Origin of the sequence: Pseudomonas benzenivorans (assembly GCF_033547155.1) — a bacterium.
GTDB lineage: Bacteria > Pseudomonadota > Gammaproteobacteria > Pseudomonadales > Pseudomonadaceae > Aquipseudomonas > Aquipseudomonas benzenivorans_B.
In genome coordinates, this window is record NZ_CP137892.1 from 2,505,409 (window position 1) to 2,519,827 (window position 14,419).

A 14,419-nucleotide genomic window follows, 5' to 3' on the forward strand; every position below is an offset into this window, starting at 1 on the left:
GTTGGATTTCGCTGTCAAGCCTACGCGCCTCGCACCAACCTAGGGTTCGTCTGCGCCGCGTAGGATGGGTTGAGCGCAGCGATGCCATGCGGTATCGCTGCGCCCAACCCAGACGGCTGTTACGCCACGGATGACTCGAGGAAGTCCTTGGCGAAGCGCTGCAGCACGCCGCCGGCCTGGTACACGCTGACATCGGCGGCGGTGTCCAGGCGGCAGGTCACCGGCACCTCGATCACCTCGCCGTTGCGGCGATTGACCACCAGGGTCAGGTCGCAGCGCGGCGATACTTCGCCCTTGATGTCGTAGGTCTCGGTCCCGTCCAGGCCCAGGGTCAGACGGGTGGTCCCCGGCTTGAACTCGACCGGCAGCACGCCCATGCCCACCAGGTTGGTGCGGTGGATGCGCTCGAAGCCTTCGGCGGCGATCACCTCGACACCGGCCAGGCGCACGCCCTTGGCCGCCCAGTCACGGGAGCTGCCCTGGCCGTAGTCGGCCCCGGCGACGATGATCAGGTTCTGCTTGCGGTTCATGTAGGTTTCGATGGCCTCCCACATGCGCATCACCTGGCCTTCCGGCTCCACGCGGGCCAGCGAGCCCTTCTTCACCTGGCCATCGACCACGGCCATCTCGTTGACCAGCTGCGGGTTGGCGAAGGTGGCGCGCTGCGCGGTCAGGTGATCGCCGCGGTGAGTGGCGTAGGAGTTGAAGTCCTCCTCCGGCAGGCCCATCTTCGCCAGGTACTCGCCGGCCGCGCTGTCGGCCAGGATGGCGTTGGACGGCGACAGGTGGTCGGTGGTGATGTTGTCCGGCAGGATCGCCAGCGGCCGCATGCCCTTGAGCGTGCGCTCACCGGCCAGGGCGCCTTCCCAGTACGGCGGACGACGGATGTAGGTGGACATCGGGCGCCAGTCGTACAGCGGGCTGTCGGCTTCCTTGACGCTGCCCAGATCGAACATCGGGATATAGACCTGACGGAACTGCTCCGGCTTGACGCTGGCGGCGACGATGGCGTCGATTTCCTCGTCGCTCGGCCACAGATCCTTGAGGGTCACCGGCTTGCCGTTCTGGTCATGCCCCAGCACATCCTGCTCGATGTCGAAGCGCACGGTACCGGCGATGGCGTAGGCCACCACCAGCGGCGGCGAGGCGAGGAAGGCCTGCTTGGCGTAGGGGTGGATGCGCCCGTCGAAGTTGCGATTACCGGAGAGCACGGCGGTGGCGTACAGGTCGCGGTCGATGATCTCCTGCTGGATCAGCGGGTCCAGCGCGCCGGACATGCCGTTGCAGGTGGTGCAGGCGTAGCCGACGATGCCGAAGCCGAGCCGCTCGAGCTCCGGCAGCAGGCCCGCTTCTTCCAGATACAGCCTGGCGACCTTGGAGCCCGGGGCGAAGGAGGTCTTGACCCAGGGCTTGCGCAGCAGGCCCAGCTCGTTGGCCTTCTTCGCCAGCAGGCCGGCGGCGACCACATTGCGCGGGTTGGAGGTGTTGGTGCAGCTGGTGATGGCGGCGATGATCACCGCGCCATCGGGCATCAGCCCCTCGGCCTCCTCGGCCTTGCCGGACTTCAGCTTGGCTTCGTCGGCGATGCCGCGCTCGACCAGTGCGGAGGTCGGCAGGCGACGGTGCGGATTGGATGGGCCCGCCATGTTGCGCACCACGCCGGACAAATCGAACTGCAGCACACGCTCGTACTCGGCGCTCTTCAGCGCATCGCCCCACAGGCCGAGGGTCTTGGCGTAACTCTCGACCAGGGCCACCTGCTCCGGCTCGCGGCCGGTGAGCTTGAGGTAATCGAGGGTCTGCTGGTCGATATAGAACATCGCCGCCGTCGCCCCGTATTCCGGGCACATGTTGGAGATGGTGGCGCGGTCGCCGATCGACAGGCTGTCCGCCCCCTCGCCAAAGAACTCGACCCAGGCACCGACCACACGCTCCTGGCGCAGGAACTCGGTCAGGGCCAGGACGATGTCGGTGGCGGTAATGCCGCTCTGGCGCTGGCCGGTCAGCTCGACGCCGACGATGTCGGGCAGGCGCATCATCGACGGATGGCCGAGCATCACGGTCTCGGCCTCCAGGCCGCCGACGCCGATGGCGATCACGCCCAGGGCATCGACATGCGGGGTGTGCGAGTCGGTGCCGACGCAGGTGTCGGGGAAGGCCACGCCGCCACGGGCCTGGATCACCGGGCTCATCTTCTCCAGGTTGATCTGGTGCATGATGCCGTTGCCGGCCGGGATCACGTCAACGTTCTTGAACGCGGTCTTGGTCCACTCGATGAAGTGGAAGCGGTCCTCGTTACGACGGTCCTCGAAGGCGCGGTTCTTCTCGAAGGCCTGCGGATCGAAGCCCGGCGCCTCCACGGCCAGGGAGTGGTCGACGATCAGCTGGGTCGGCACCACCGGATTGACCTTGGACGGGTCGCCGCCCCGCTCGGCGATGGCGTCGCGCAGGCCGGCGAGGTCGACCAGCGCGGTCTGGCCGAGGATGTCGTGGCAGACCACCCGCGCCGGGTACCAGGGAAAATCCAGGTCGCGCCTGCGCTCGATCAGCTGCTTGAGCGAATCGGTCAGCGTGGCCGGATCGCAGCGGCGCACCAGCTGCTCGGCCAACACGCGGGAGGTATACGGCAGCCTGGCGTAGGCGCCGGGCGCGATGGCGTCGATCGCCTCGCGAGTATCGAAGTAGTCCAGCGCCGTGCCGGGCAGATTCTTGCGAAATTGAGTGTTCATTTACTTGCGATCCTCGAGCGGCACAAACTTCAGGTCCTCGGGACCGACGTAGTTGGCGCTCGGGCGGATGATCTTGCCGTCGATGCGCTGCTCGATCACATGGCTGGACCAGCCGGCGGTGCGGGCGATGACGAACAGCGGGGTGAACATGGCGGTGGGCACGCCCATCATGTGGTAGCTGACCGCGCTGAACCAATCCAGGTTGGGGAACATCTTCTTGATCTCCCACATCACGCCTTCCAGGCGCTCGGCGATGTCGAACATCTTGCTGCTGCCCTGCTCTTGCGACAGCTCGCGGGCCACTTCCTTGATCACCTTGTTGCGCGGGTCGGCGACCGTGTAGACCGGGTGACCGAAACCGATGACCACCTCCTTGCGGCCGACGCGCTCGCGGATGTCGGCCTCGGCCTCGTCCGGGTTGTCGTAACGCTTCTGGATCTCGAAGGCCACCTCGTTGGCGCCACCGTGTTTAGGCCCGCGCAGCGCGCCGATGCCGGCGGCGATGGCCGAGTACATGTCCGAGCCGGTGCCGGCCACCACCCGCGAAGCGAAGGTGGAGGCGTTGAACTCGTGCTCGGCGTAGAGGATCAGGCTGGTGTGCATGGCGCGCACCCAACTATCGCGCGGCTTCTCGCCGTGCAACAGGTGGAGAAAATGGCCGCCGATGGAGTCGTCGTCGGTTTCCACCTCGATGCGCTTGCCGTTGTGGCTGAAGTGGTACCAGTACAGCAGCGCCGAGCCCAGCGAGGCCATCAGCTTGTCGGCGATATCGCGGGCGCCCGGGTGATTGTGGTCGTCCTTCTCCGGCGAGAGGCAACCCAGCACGGAGACGCCGGTACGCATCACGTCCATCGGATGGGCCGACGGCGGCAGCTGCTCCAGGGCGGCCTTGAGGGCCGCGGGCAGGCCGCGCAACGCCTTGAGCTTGGTCTTGTAGGCGGCCAGCTCGGCGACGTTCGGCAGCTTGCCATGCACCAGCAGGTGGGCGATTTCCTCGAACTCGCAGCTGGTGGCCACGTCGAGAATGTCATAGCCACGGTAGTGCAGGTCGTTGCCGCTGCGCCCGACGGTGCACAGCGCGGTGTTGCCGGCGGCGGTGCCGGAGAGGGCCACCGACTTCTTCGGCTTGAAGCCCGGGGTGGGGGTTTCTGGGGTCGCGCTCATCATTCTGTCTCCTCATCAATCCGTTTCGGGGCCGTCTGCGGGCCGCTTATTTCTTGGCCGCGAACAGTGCGTCGAGGTGCTGCTCGAAGGCGTGGTAGTTGATGCGCTCGTACAACTCCATGCGGGTCTGCATGGTGTCGATCACGTTCTTCTGGGTGCCGTCGCGACGCAGCGCGGTGTAGACGTTCTCGGCGGCCTTGTTCATGGCGCGGAAGGCCGACAGTGGATAGAGCACCAGGGACACGTCGACGCCGGCCAGCTCCTCGGTGGTGTACAGCGGGGTGGCGCCGAACTCGGTGATGTTGGCCAGGATCGGCGCCTTGATGCGCTCGGCGAAGGTCTTGTACATCGCCAGTTCGGTGATCGCCTCGGGGAAGATCATGTCGGCGCCGGCCTCGATGCAGGCGGCCGCGCGATCCAGGGCGGACTCCAGGCCCTCGACCGCCAGCGCATCGGTGCGCGCCATGATCACGAAGCTATCGTCGGTGCGCGCATCCACCGCCGCCTTGATCCGGTCGACCATTTCCTGCTGGGAGACGATCTCCTTGTTCGGCCGATGACCGCAGCGCTTGGCGCCGACCTGGTCCTCGATATGGATGGCCGCGGCGCCGAACTTGATCATCGACTTGACGGTGCGGGCGACGTTGAACGCCGAGCTGCCGAAGCCGGTGTCGACATCCACCAGCAGCGGCAGGTCGCAGACATCGGTGATCCGCCGCACGTCGGTGAGCACGTCATCCAGGCCGGTGATGCCCAGGTCCGGCAGGCCCAGCGAACCTGCCGCGACACCGCCGCCGGACAGGTAGATGGCCTTGAAGCCGGCGCGCTGGGCCAGCAGCGCATGGTTGGCGTTGATCGCACCGACTACCTGCAACGGATGCTCTTCGGCAACCGCATCGCGAAAACGCTGGCCGGGAGTGTTCAGACTCATGACTCACCTCTGGGTTTGGCTGTCTTGGATTGGGCGTCCTGGTAGTGACGCTCGATATTGCGCTTGGAGGCGCCGATGTGACGGCGCATCAGCAGCTCGGCCAGCTCACCGTCACGGTCGGCGATGGCATCGAGAATGCGGTGGTGTTCGGCGAAGGCCTGACGCGGCCGATTGGGGGTGGCGGAGAACTGCAGGCGGTACATGCGCACCAGTTGGTACAGCTCGCCGCAGAGCATCTGCACCAGGGTCTTGTTGCCACTGCCCTGAATGATCCGGTAGTGAAAGTCGAAATCGCCTTCCTGCTGGTAGTAACCGACGCCAGCCTTGAAGGCCGCATCCTGCTCATGCAGGTCGAGTACCCGGCGCAATTCGTCGATCTCGGCCGCACTCATGCGCTCGGCGGCCAGGCGGCAGGCCATACCCTCCAGAGACTCACGGATCTCGTACAACTCGATCAGCTCGGCGTGACTCAGGGAAACCACCCGTGCGCCCACATGGGGAACACGCACCAACAACCGTTGTCCCTCGAGACGATGAATCGCCTCGCGCAACGGCCCACGGCTGATGCCGTAGGTACGCGCCAGCTCCGGTTCTGAGATCTTGCTGCCCGGGGCGATGTCGCCTCGAACGATGGCGGCCTGAATGCAGCGAAACACATGCTCGGACAGGGTTTCCGAGTCGTCTTGCGCGCTACGGGGAGCTTCGGTGGACTCCAGCATATTGTCGACACCATGCTTTAATGATGCCGAAAAACTAGTCTTCAAAGATATAAATGTCAACCAATACCAAGATATTGTTGACAATGCACCGACAGGAGGAAGCAACCCCTGGACAGTGGAAATCACCTGCACAATTGCTCATAAGCGCCTGTTACTGCAGAAAACCGCCATGCTAGAATGCCGCCCGTTTTGGCCTGGCCAGACGGCTCCGTCATGCCTGCTAGACTCCATGCCAGAGGCACGTGGCTGTTGCATCACGCCCGCCGGTCTTTCTGATCAAATGTTGCGCGATATTCAATAGGACTTATGAGACTCGAGCCCTCTGCCCTGCTGTGCTGCCTGTTCCTTTCACCAGGCGTGGGGCTGGCCGCGAACAAGACCGTTTACGGCCTCAACGAATACGTCAAGCTGAAGGATCTCGACCTGGAGGTTGCCGCGAAACTGGATACCGGAGCCAAGACAGCGTCCCTGAGCGCACGCGACATCAGACGCTTCAAGCGCGACGATGAAACCTGGGTGCAGTTCTACCTGGCCATCGACGAGGCCCACGAGTACCCGATCGAACGCCCGCTGGCCCGGATCAGCAAGATCAAGCGCCGCGCCGGCGACTATGATCCCGATGAAGAAAAAACCTACACCGCACGCCCCGTTATCGAGATGACGGTGTGCATGGGCCAAGCCCTGCGCACCATCGAAGTGAACCTGACCGACCGCAGCGCCTTTCAATACCCACTATTGATCGGCTCCGAAGCGCTCAAACGATTCAGTGCGCTGGTCGACCCTGGCCTCAAATACGCAGCGGGGAAACCTGGCTGCATCACCGACGCAAACCCTGGCGAGTAATTCCCATGCGCTCTCTTACCCTGCATCTGAAAGTCCTGATCACGCTCCTGGTGAGCCTGGGCGTTCTGATTACGGCTTACCAGATCTTCATTCTTGGCATCCCGGTGACCGAGGACGAGACGGACGATCTGTGGAACATCGACGCCAAGATCGAGTTCCAGGCCAATCCCCGCGAGCCGGTCAAGCTGCAGATGTTCGTGCCGCCGCTGGCCCAGGATTACGTCAGCCTCAACGAGAGCTTCATCTCCAACAACTATGGCGTCAGCATCAACCGCACCGAGGGCAACCGCCGGGTCACCTGGTCGGCACGCCGCGCCAGCGGCAAGCAGACGCTGTACTACCGCCTGGTGCTGACCAAGCGTTACAGCGGCGAACAGAGCAAGGCCAAGGGGCCGATCTTCCGTGACAGCCTGCCGGTCGAAGGCCCGGAAAAGATCGCCGCCGAAGCGCTGCTCGCACCCATCCGCCAGCACTCGGCGGACGTCGAGACCTTCATCAGCGAGACTATCAAGCGGGTCAACGACACCACCGACGACAACGTCAAGCTGCTGCTCGGCGGCGATGCCTCCACCGCCAACAAGGCCAATGCCATCGACCTGCTGCTGTCGATCGCCCATGTGCCGATGGAGCGCGTCCACACCATTCGCCTGAGCGCCGACAGCCAGCAGAGCCCGGAACTCTGGCTGCGCAGCTTCAACGGCGAAAAGTGGCTGTATTTCAACCCCGAGAGCGGTGAGCAGGGCCTGCCGGCCGATCGCCTGGTCTGGTGGGTCGGCGATGCCGAGCTGATCAACCTGGAAGGTGGCAAGAAGGCCCAGGTCAGCTTCAGCCTGAACAAGAGCGAGATGAACGCCATCCGCCTGGCCAAGCTGACCGACGAGAGCACCGATGCCGACTTCCTCGGCTACTCCCTCTACGGCCTGCCACTGTCGACCCAGCAGACCTTCCAGATCATGGTGGTCATCCCGGTCGGCGTGCTGTTGATCCTGATCCTGCGCAACCTGGGCGGCCTGCAGACCCTGGGCACCTTCACCCCGGTGCTGATCGCCCTGGCCTTCCGCGAGACCCAACTGGGCTTCGGCATCTTCCTGTTCACCGTCATCACCGCCCTGGGCCTGTCGCTGCGCTCCTATCTGGAGCACCTTAAGCTGCAGATGCTGCCGCGCCTGTCGGTGGTGCTGACCTTCGTGGTGGTGCTGATCGCTGCCATCAGCCTGTTCAGCCACAAGCTGGGCCTGGAGCGCGGCCTGTCGGTGGCGCTGTTCCCCATGGTGATCCTGACCATGACCATCGAGCGCCTGTCGATCACCTGGGAAGAGCGCGGCGGCGGCCATGCCTTCAAGGTCGCCATCGGCACCCTGGTGGCCGCGACCCTGTCGCACCTGCTGATGAGCGTTCCGGAACTGGTGTACTTCGTGTTCACCTTCCCGGCGGTGCTGATGATCATGGTGGGCTTCATGCTGGCGATGGGTCGCTACCGCGGCTACCGCCTGACCGAACTGTTCCGCTTCAAAGCCTTCCTGAAGGATTGAGCCATGCTAGGTCTCTGGAAAACCTGGAAGGCCCTGGAAGCCAAGGGCATCATGGGCATCAACCGGCGCAACGCGGACTACGTGCTGAAGTACAACAAGCGGCACCTGTACCCGATCGTCGACGACAAGATCATCACCAAGGAACGGGCCATCGAGGCCGGCATCCACGTGCCGGAACTCTACGGGGTGATCTCCACCGAGAAGGAGATCGACAAGCTCGGCGAGATCATCGGCGGGCGCAGCGACTTCGTGGTCAAACCGGCGCAAGGCGCCGGCGGCGACGGCATCCTGGTGGTCGCCGACCGCTTCGAGGAACGCTACAAGACGGTATCCGGGCGCATCATCAGCCATGAGGAAATCGAGCACCAGATTTCCAGCATCCTCACCGGCCTCTACTCCCTGGGCGGCCACCGCGACCGCGCGCTGATCGAGTACCGGGTGATCCCGGACCCGATCTTCAAGAGCATCAGCTACGAGGGTGTACCGGACATCCGCATCATCGTGCTGATGGGCTACCCGGTGATGGCCATGCTGCGCCTGCCGACGCGTCAGTCCAACGGCAAGGCCAACCTGCACCAGGGCGCCATCGGCGTCGGGGTCGACCTGGCCACCGGCGTGACCCTGCGCGGCACCTGGCTGAATAACAAGATCAAAAAGCACCCGGACACGACCAACGCGGTGGACGGCGTGCAACTGCCGAACTGGAACGGTTTCATGAAGCTGGCGGCCGGTTGCTACGAGCTCTGTGGCCTGGGCTATATCGGCGTGGACATGGTCCTGGACCAGGAGAAAGGCCCGCTGATCCTCGAACTCAACGCCCGTCCCGGCTTGAATATCCAGATCGCCAACGACTGCGGCCTCACCCACCGCGCGCATGCCGTCGAGGCACGCCTCGCCGAGCTCAAGGCCAAGGGCATCCAGGAAAGCGCGGAAGAGCGCATGCGCTTTTCCCAGGAGCTTTTCGGCCACGCCGCTACGGCCGAAGTCTGACCCCTGCGAAAGAGCCCGGCCGATGCCGGGCTTTTTCTGCCTCTGCCCCTCAATCCTCAGTCAACAAGCCCGAACGCCTGCCCGCTAACACAGCCTGGGTGCGGCTGCGCGTGCCCAGCTTGGCGAACAGGTTGTGCAGATGCCATTTGATGGTGGCCTCGCTCAGGTGCATCGCCTTGGCAATCTCGCGGTTGGACAGGCCGGCGGCAACCAAGCGCAGGATATCCTGCTCCCTGGGGTTCACATCCTGATGGCCGGCGAAAACCTCCTGATCGACGCCCAGACGCCGGCATTGCATGCGCATTTGCTCGGCCAGGCCTTGCCAACGCCCGGCAGCCTCTGGGTCGGCCACTCGCCAGGCCTCCCACAGCGGCAGCAACCACAGCCCATCGTCGAGAAAAGCGCGGCGGTAGCCGCTGCTCCAGGCATCCTCCAGGGTTGCCTGAAACAAGGCGAATGCCCTCTCACCACTCCCCGCGCCCCAGTAGGCCGCCGCCAGCAGCAAGGACAGGCGCACACGGCTGTCGCGCCGATGCTCGCCCCCCTGCTTCGCCAGGCCGGCTTCCAACTGCGCGACGACCCGCTCGCCCCGGCGCCCTGACAGCGCGAGTCGTGCCTGGCACTGCACCAGGGCAACACCGACGTCAGTATCGCGCTGCGCCGGCAGCGCCAGCGAATGACGCCGCAGCTGCAGACACAGTCGCTCGGCCTCACTCGGGCGCCGCAGCCACAGAAGGAACTGCACCTTGCAGCTCACGGCCAACGCATAGAGCCTCTCGTAACCGGCTCCCTGCACCTGCGTCAGCCAATCGTCCAGCTGCACCAGCGCCTGCTCGCTCTCACCGGCAAAGAAACTCGCACGCGCCATCAACAGACGGCCACGGCTGATCAGCTCGATCGGCGTGGCAACGTCGCGCCAGGTGGTGGCCTGGAGCAGCTCGGCGAGGATCCCGGCATGGCGATCCCGCTCGTACAGCAGGTCGGCATAGGCCAGGGCCAGGGGACCGCCTACCCGGTTGCGTGGGCCGAACACCCGCTCGACGCGGGCACGCGCGTCTTCGGCGAGGGCACAACCACGCTCCAGCTGCCCCTGCTCCTTGCACAGCAGCGCCTCGATCAGGCTCAGCATCACGTGCAGGTATTCGCTGGGGCAGTGACGCAGGCTGCCACGGGCCAGTTCGATCATCCCCAAGGCTGCGCCAAACTCACCGAGCAAGGCATGAGCCGCCGCCTGAAGGCACGACAGGCTGGCACGAATCAGCACCTGCCCATCCGGGACCAGGCTGAGCCAGTGACGGGTAACGGTCAGACACTGTCCCAACTTGTCCTGATAGAGCAGCACCAGGGCCTTGATCACCTGCACCAGCGCCAGTGTCTCGCTCAGACCGGCGCCCTGCTCTCGCCCACAGGGCTTCTGCAAGCGCGCAGCGATGTCCTCGAGCAACGCCTCGGCATCGACGTATTTTTCCTCGAAGGCCAACTGCCAGGCATAGAAGATCTGGAACACCGGATTTTCGCGAATGACCTCGGCCGGAATCGTCCCAATAGTCGCGAGGATGTCATACAGCCGATTGCCGGCCATCAGGTGCACGCCCTGGCGCTCCAACAGGTCGGCGGCAAAGGCGTAGTCGCGGGCTCGCAGGGCGTAAGTGACCGACTTGTCCACCTGGGCCCGTTGCTCGCTCCAGCGCGCTGCCGCGTGCAACAGCTGGGTCGGCTCGCCATGCCTGGCCAGGCGGCCCTGCAGATACTCGGCGAACAGGGGATGGTAACGGAACCACTCGCCCCGCTCGTCCAGGGCCACGATGAACAGCTGCTCGCGCTGCAGGCGCTGCAGGGTCGCCCCGGCGTCCTCCTGGCCGGTCAGCGCGCTGCACAGCTCGGCATTGAACTCGTCCAGTACCGAGGTCCGCTCGAGGAAACGCTGCACTACGTCCGGCAGCCGATCCACCACATCTTCGCCCAGGTAGTCGGCGATGTTGCGCTCGGTGCCGGTGACCCCGTCGAAATCGACGCCCGACTCGCCGCATCGGCCCAGGGACAGCGTCGCCAGATGCAACGCGGTGATCCAGCCCTCGGTGCGTTCATGCAGCAGCCTGACCTGCGCTCGACTCAAGCGCCGGCCCCGGATCTCGCACAGATAGACACGGGTTTCCTCAGGCGTCAGGCACAAGTCCTCGGCCCCGAAACAGAACGCTGCCGCTCCTCGCATCGAGCGTTCGCCGATAAGGCCGGACGTGCGACGCGTGCTGACGATGAGCCGGACATGATCCGGCATCCGCTCGATCAGCCCACGCGCCAGAGGCGCAAGGTCGGGGTGGCGGAGATGGTGGACGTCATCCAGGATCAGCTGCTGCCGCCCCTCGATGCCTGCCAGCTCGACCAGAAAAGCATCGATCAGCTCCTGATGAGGCAGGCTCTTTTCCCCCTGCAGCAACGCCAGGGTGCGCCCCCCGAAGCCGGGCCGCTGCTCGGCGATGGCCGCCACCAGATAGTGCAGGAGGCGTTGCGGCTCACCGTCGACCTCGTCGCATGACAGCCAGGCCACCCGGACACCCGCCGCCTGCAAACGCAGTCGCAGCTGGCCGAGCAGCGTGCTCTTACCATAACCCGCCGGCGTACAGAGGATCGTCAGGGGGCGATCGCGGGCAGCGAGCAACCGCTCGACCAAGGCCGTGCGCTCCAACTGCGGCTGGCTGCCGGCCGCAATCGGAAACAGCTTGGTGCGCAGCAGCGGCAGGGACGGCAATGCTGGCTGGCTCATGATGCGAGTAGCCCCAGTTCGCGGGCACGGCGGATCGCCTGGGTTCGATTGCGCACCTTGAGCTTCTCGTAGATGTTGTGCAGGTGCCATTTGACGGTGCCCAGGGCCAGCGCGAGCTGCCGGCCGATGGCGTCGTTGGAGAGTCCCTGGGCCGCCAACTGGATCACCTCGCCCTCGCGCTCGGTCAGCCCCTCATCCATGGCCTCCTGGAACCGAGCCGCTGCTGGTCCCGGCCAGATCGCCAGGATCGAACGCATGAAGCCCTGCAAAACCGGCTGCCGGCCGAGCGCCTCGAACTGCTGCAAGGCTACGCGGACCTGCGCCCCCTCCTCGATGAACAGGCTGCGCACGCCTTCCCGCTCGGCGCCGATCAGGCATTGCTCCAGCAGGCTGAAGGCGCGCTCCTGATAGCCCAGCCCCAAGTAGCTGAGCGCATCCAGCAGATCCAGACGCAGACGCTGTAGACCGTGCCAGTCATCCAGCAGCAGTTCGCGCAGCTGGCCGGCCTCCTGCAACGCCTCGCCGTGATGGCCACGCGCCTGCTGCAGGCGCAGGCGCGTCAGCCCCCGCTCCCAGAGCAACGGATTGCATGCCATGTGCCGATAGTGTTCCGCCAGCCTGAACCAGTCGAGGCTGTTGAGGCGTTGCTCGGCGCGCCTGAGACGATCGGCCGCCGGCTCCTGGAGAATCTGCGCCACCTCCTCGCCTATGGCCTGGGCATGGAAACGCCAGGCGCGGTTGGCCGCTGCCATCTTCTGGATCTGTAGCAGGGTCGCGGCGGCCTCCCTGGGCTTGCCTTGCATCCGCTGGAGCCGGGCCAGACACAGCATGCCCTGGGCATACAGGTCGATTGGATTGATCACATCCACCCTCGCCAGGGCCCCACGCAAACGTTCCTCGACCCCGTCCAGGCGCCCCCGGTGGTAATCGAGCAATGCCTCACTGATGGTCGGCAGCACCATGGCACGGGAGCGCTCGGCGAAACACGGCAGGCTACGGCCGCGTAGCTGCGCGAACAGCAGCCGCGCCTGCTTGATCTGCCCTTGCTCCAGGTACAGCAGGACCTCCACGTTGGCCAACTGCATGCCCAGGTAGCGTCCCTGCAGGAAGTGGTTGCGTTGCTGGGCCTGGGCCAACAGGCGGCGAGCGGATTCGGGGCGCCCCACGATCACGCTGGCCAGGGCACCAACGATCAACATGGCCACCTCGAGAAAGGCCGTGTGCTGCCCCAGCTGCCGCTCCACCCGACACACCAGGGCGAGGCAGCCAGGCAAATCGTCCTTCTGCAGGGCCACCACCGCCTTGATCGTCAAGGTCGCCAACAGCTTGTCGCTGAGCCTTTCCGAGTCGCCCACCGGCCCCCAGCGCAGCAGCTGTTCGTCGAGCATCCGGTTGGCTTCGGCCAGCCCCAGTTCGGTCGCTCGACTCCAGACGTCAGCCAGCACCAGCAGCGGGTAACCCTCGACGATCTCGTCCGGGACGCGCAGGCGCCACTTGTAGATCAGGTGGAGCTGGCCCCGGTTGATCAGCTCCAGCCCACAGCCGTCCACCAGCGCCGCGAGCATCTGCGGGTCCTCGGCCAGGCAGGCATGCTCGATGGCCAGGTTGGGCATATGGTGGTTGGTGAACCATAGACAGGCATTGAAGTTCAGCTGCCTGAAGCGCTCGGGATCGACCGCCAGCAGGCGTCCGCGCAAGAACTCGGCGAACAGGTAGTGGAAGCGGTACCATCGCCGTTCGCGATCGAGCGGCAACAGGAACAGCTGCATGCCCTCCAGCTCCTCCAGCAACCGCTGACCATCCGGGTGTCCCGTCAGGGCACCGGCCAGGTCACCGTTGAGCTGCTGAGCAATGGCCAGGGCCTGCAGCAACTGCTGCTTGTCCATCGGCAGCTGGTCGAACACGCTGCGCAGCAGGTACTCACCGGCGACGCTCGGGGCGGTGCCGATTTCGCTCAGTTGCTGGCTGGCCTCAGGCCGGTGGCGCAGCCAGAGGCAGGCCAGGTGTACCCCGACCGGCCACCCCTCGGTGTGTCTATGCAGCGCGGCGACGGCCTCGGCCTCCAGCTGCAGTTCGTGCCTGGCCAGATAGTCGTGGATTTCCTCCAGGCCCAGGCGCAAATCCCTTTCGCCGACCTCCACCAGCAGCCCCTTGGCGCGCAGGGTCGCCAGGCCCAACGCCGGTTGTGCGCGGCTGCCGACCGCCAGGGCGAAGCCTTCGGGCGCGAAGCGGAGCAGGCGCTTGAGAGCCGCCAACAGCTCTTCATTCTGAATCAGGTGAAGATCGTCGAGCACCAGCAACAAGGGCGCATGCAGCCGGGACAGGTCAGCCAACAGGCACTCCATCACCGCCGCCACCGGTACGCCCACGGTGTTCTCCAGGTAGGCCAGGGCCTCCGTGCCGAACTCGGGAGCCAGCCCGATTAGCGTCTCGATCAGCTGGCGAAAGAAGCGCGAGGGCTCGTCGTCCTCAGGCTCCAACGACAGCCAGGCCAGCGCATGGCCGGCGGCGGCCCGCGTGTGCGCCAGGGTGGCCAGGGCGCTGGTCTTGCCGAAGCCGGCCGGGGCCGAGAACAACAGCAGGCGGGCATGGGGCCGAGCGGACAAGGCCGCCTCGACCCGGGGCCGGGGTAAATACTCACTGGATACCTGGGGCGGACCGAATCTGGTGCGCAGAAGGCTATCGGCGGCCGGCCCCAGCGTTTCGTCCATAAACGTGATCCTTTGTCTGGTTATCTGGCACTGACG

Annotated in this window: 9 protein-coding genes; 3 read left to right on the plus strand and 6 right to left on the minus strand. The window is 65.2% G+C overall.

The window, feature by feature from the left end:
• Positions 1–119: 119 nt before the first annotated feature.
• The 4 genes from acnD to SBP02_RS11305 are packed head-to-tail and all read right to left on the minus strand — an operon-like array spanning position 120 to position 5,543.
• Positions 120–2,729, minus strand: coding sequence for a Fe/S-dependent 2-methylisocitrate dehydratase AcnD (gene acnD / locus SBP02_RS11290; RefSeq protein ID WP_318641706.1), 2,610 nt, complete (start codon positions 2,727–2,729; stop codon positions 120–122).
• Positions 2,730–3,893 (minus strand): bifunctional 2-methylcitrate synthase/citrate synthase, encoded by a 1,164-nt coding sequence (gene prpC / locus SBP02_RS11295; RefSeq protein ID WP_318641709.1) that lies wholly within the window; start codon positions 3,891–3,893, stop codon positions 2,730–2,732. It lies immediately after the preceding gene.
• A 46-nt stretch (positions 3,894–3,939) separates the two neighbouring features.
• Complete coding sequence (prpB, locus tag SBP02_RS11300; protein WP_318641711.1) at positions 3,940–4,824, minus strand: methylisocitrate lyase; 885 nt, start codon at positions 4,822–4,824, stop codon at positions 3,940–3,942.
• The gene (locus tag SBP02_RS11305) at positions 4,821–5,543 is read right to left on the minus strand and encodes a GntR family transcriptional regulator (protein ID WP_318641714.1); all 723 of its coding nucleotides are present in this window, start codon (positions 5,541–5,543) and stop codon (positions 4,821–4,823) included. Before SBP02_RS11305 ends, prpB begins: the two co-directional genes overlap by 4 nt.
• Before the next feature lie 306 nt (positions 5,544–5,849).
• Between SBP02_RS11305 and rloA the strand changes: the two genes are divergently transcribed.
• Genes rloA through SBP02_RS11320 form a run of 3 tightly spaced genes read left to right on the plus strand, consistent with a single transcriptional unit; the run spans position 5,850 to position 8,908 of the window.
• Positions 5,850–6,386, plus strand: a complete 537-nt coding sequence (gene rloA / locus SBP02_RS11310) for a retropepsin-like aspartic peptidase RloA (RefSeq protein WP_318641716.1) — start codon at positions 5,850–5,852, stop codon at positions 6,384–6,386.
• A gap of 5 nt (positions 6,387–6,391) precedes the next feature.
• Entirely contained in the window at positions 6,392–7,918 is a 1,527-nt protein-coding gene (rloB, locus tag SBP02_RS11315; protein ID WP_318641718.1) for an osmotic stress tolerance membrane protein RloB, read from the plus strand.
• Between the two features lie 3 nt (positions 7,919–7,921).
• Positions 7,922–8,908, plus strand: coding sequence for an alpha-L-glutamate ligase-like protein (locus SBP02_RS11320; RefSeq protein WP_318641720.1), 987 nt, complete (start codon positions 7,922–7,924; stop codon positions 8,906–8,908).
• Between the two features lie 49 nt (positions 8,909–8,957).
• Here SBP02_RS11320 and SBP02_RS11325 read toward each other — a convergent pair whose 3' ends face one another.
• Both SBP02_RS11325 and SBP02_RS11330 read right to left on the minus strand, forming a co-directional pair.
• On the minus strand, positions 8,958–11,672 hold the full coding sequence (locus SBP02_RS11325) for a helix-turn-helix transcriptional regulator (protein ID WP_318641722.1): 2,715 nt from the start codon (positions 11,670–11,672) through the stop codon (positions 8,958–8,960).
• Positions 11,669–14,383, minus strand: a complete 2,715-nt coding sequence (locus SBP02_RS11330) for a LuxR C-terminal-related transcriptional regulator (RefSeq protein WP_318641724.1) — start codon at positions 14,381–14,383, stop codon at positions 11,669–11,671. The genes SBP02_RS11325 and SBP02_RS11330 overlap by 4 nt, the downstream gene beginning before the upstream one ends.
• Between the last annotated feature and the right edge of the window lie 36 nt (positions 14,384–14,419).

What these genes read in the sequence shown, in the direction of transcription:
- acnD (WP_318641706.1), bottom strand. Translation starts at nt 2,729, where the DNA reads ATGAACACTCAATTTCGCAAGAATCTGCCCGGCACGGCGCTGGACTAC.
- prpC (WP_318641709.1), bottom strand. Translation starts at nt 3,893, where the DNA reads ATGAGCGCGACCCCAGAAACCCCCACCCCGGGCTTCAAGCCGAAGAAG.
- prpB (WP_318641711.1), bottom strand. Translation starts at nt 4,824, where the DNA reads ATGAGTCTGAACACTCCCGGCCAGCGTTTTCGCGATGCGGTTGCCGAA.
- SBP02_RS11305 (WP_318641714.1), bottom strand. Translation starts at nt 5,543, where the DNA reads ATGCTGGAGTCCACCGAAGCTCCCCGTAGCGCGCAAGACGACTCGGAA.
- rloA (WP_318641716.1), top strand. Translation starts at nt 5,850, where the DNA reads ATGAGACTCGAGCCCTCTGCCCTGCTGTGCTGCCTGTTCCTTTCACCA.
- rloB (WP_318641718.1), top strand. Translation starts at nt 6,392, where the DNA reads ATGCGCTCTCTTACCCTGCATCTGAAAGTCCTGATCACGCTCCTGGTG.
- SBP02_RS11320 (WP_318641720.1), top strand. Translation starts at nt 7,922, where the DNA reads ATGCTAGGTCTCTGGAAAACCTGGAAGGCCCTGGAAGCCAAGGGCATC.
- SBP02_RS11325 (WP_318641722.1), bottom strand. Translation starts at nt 11,672, where the DNA reads ATGAGCCAGCCAGCATTGCCGTCCCTGCCGCTGCTGCGCACCAAGCTG.
- SBP02_RS11330 (WP_318641724.1), bottom strand. Translation starts at nt 14,383, where the DNA reads ATGGACGAAACGCTGGGGCCGGCCGCCGATAGCCTTCTGCGCACCAGA.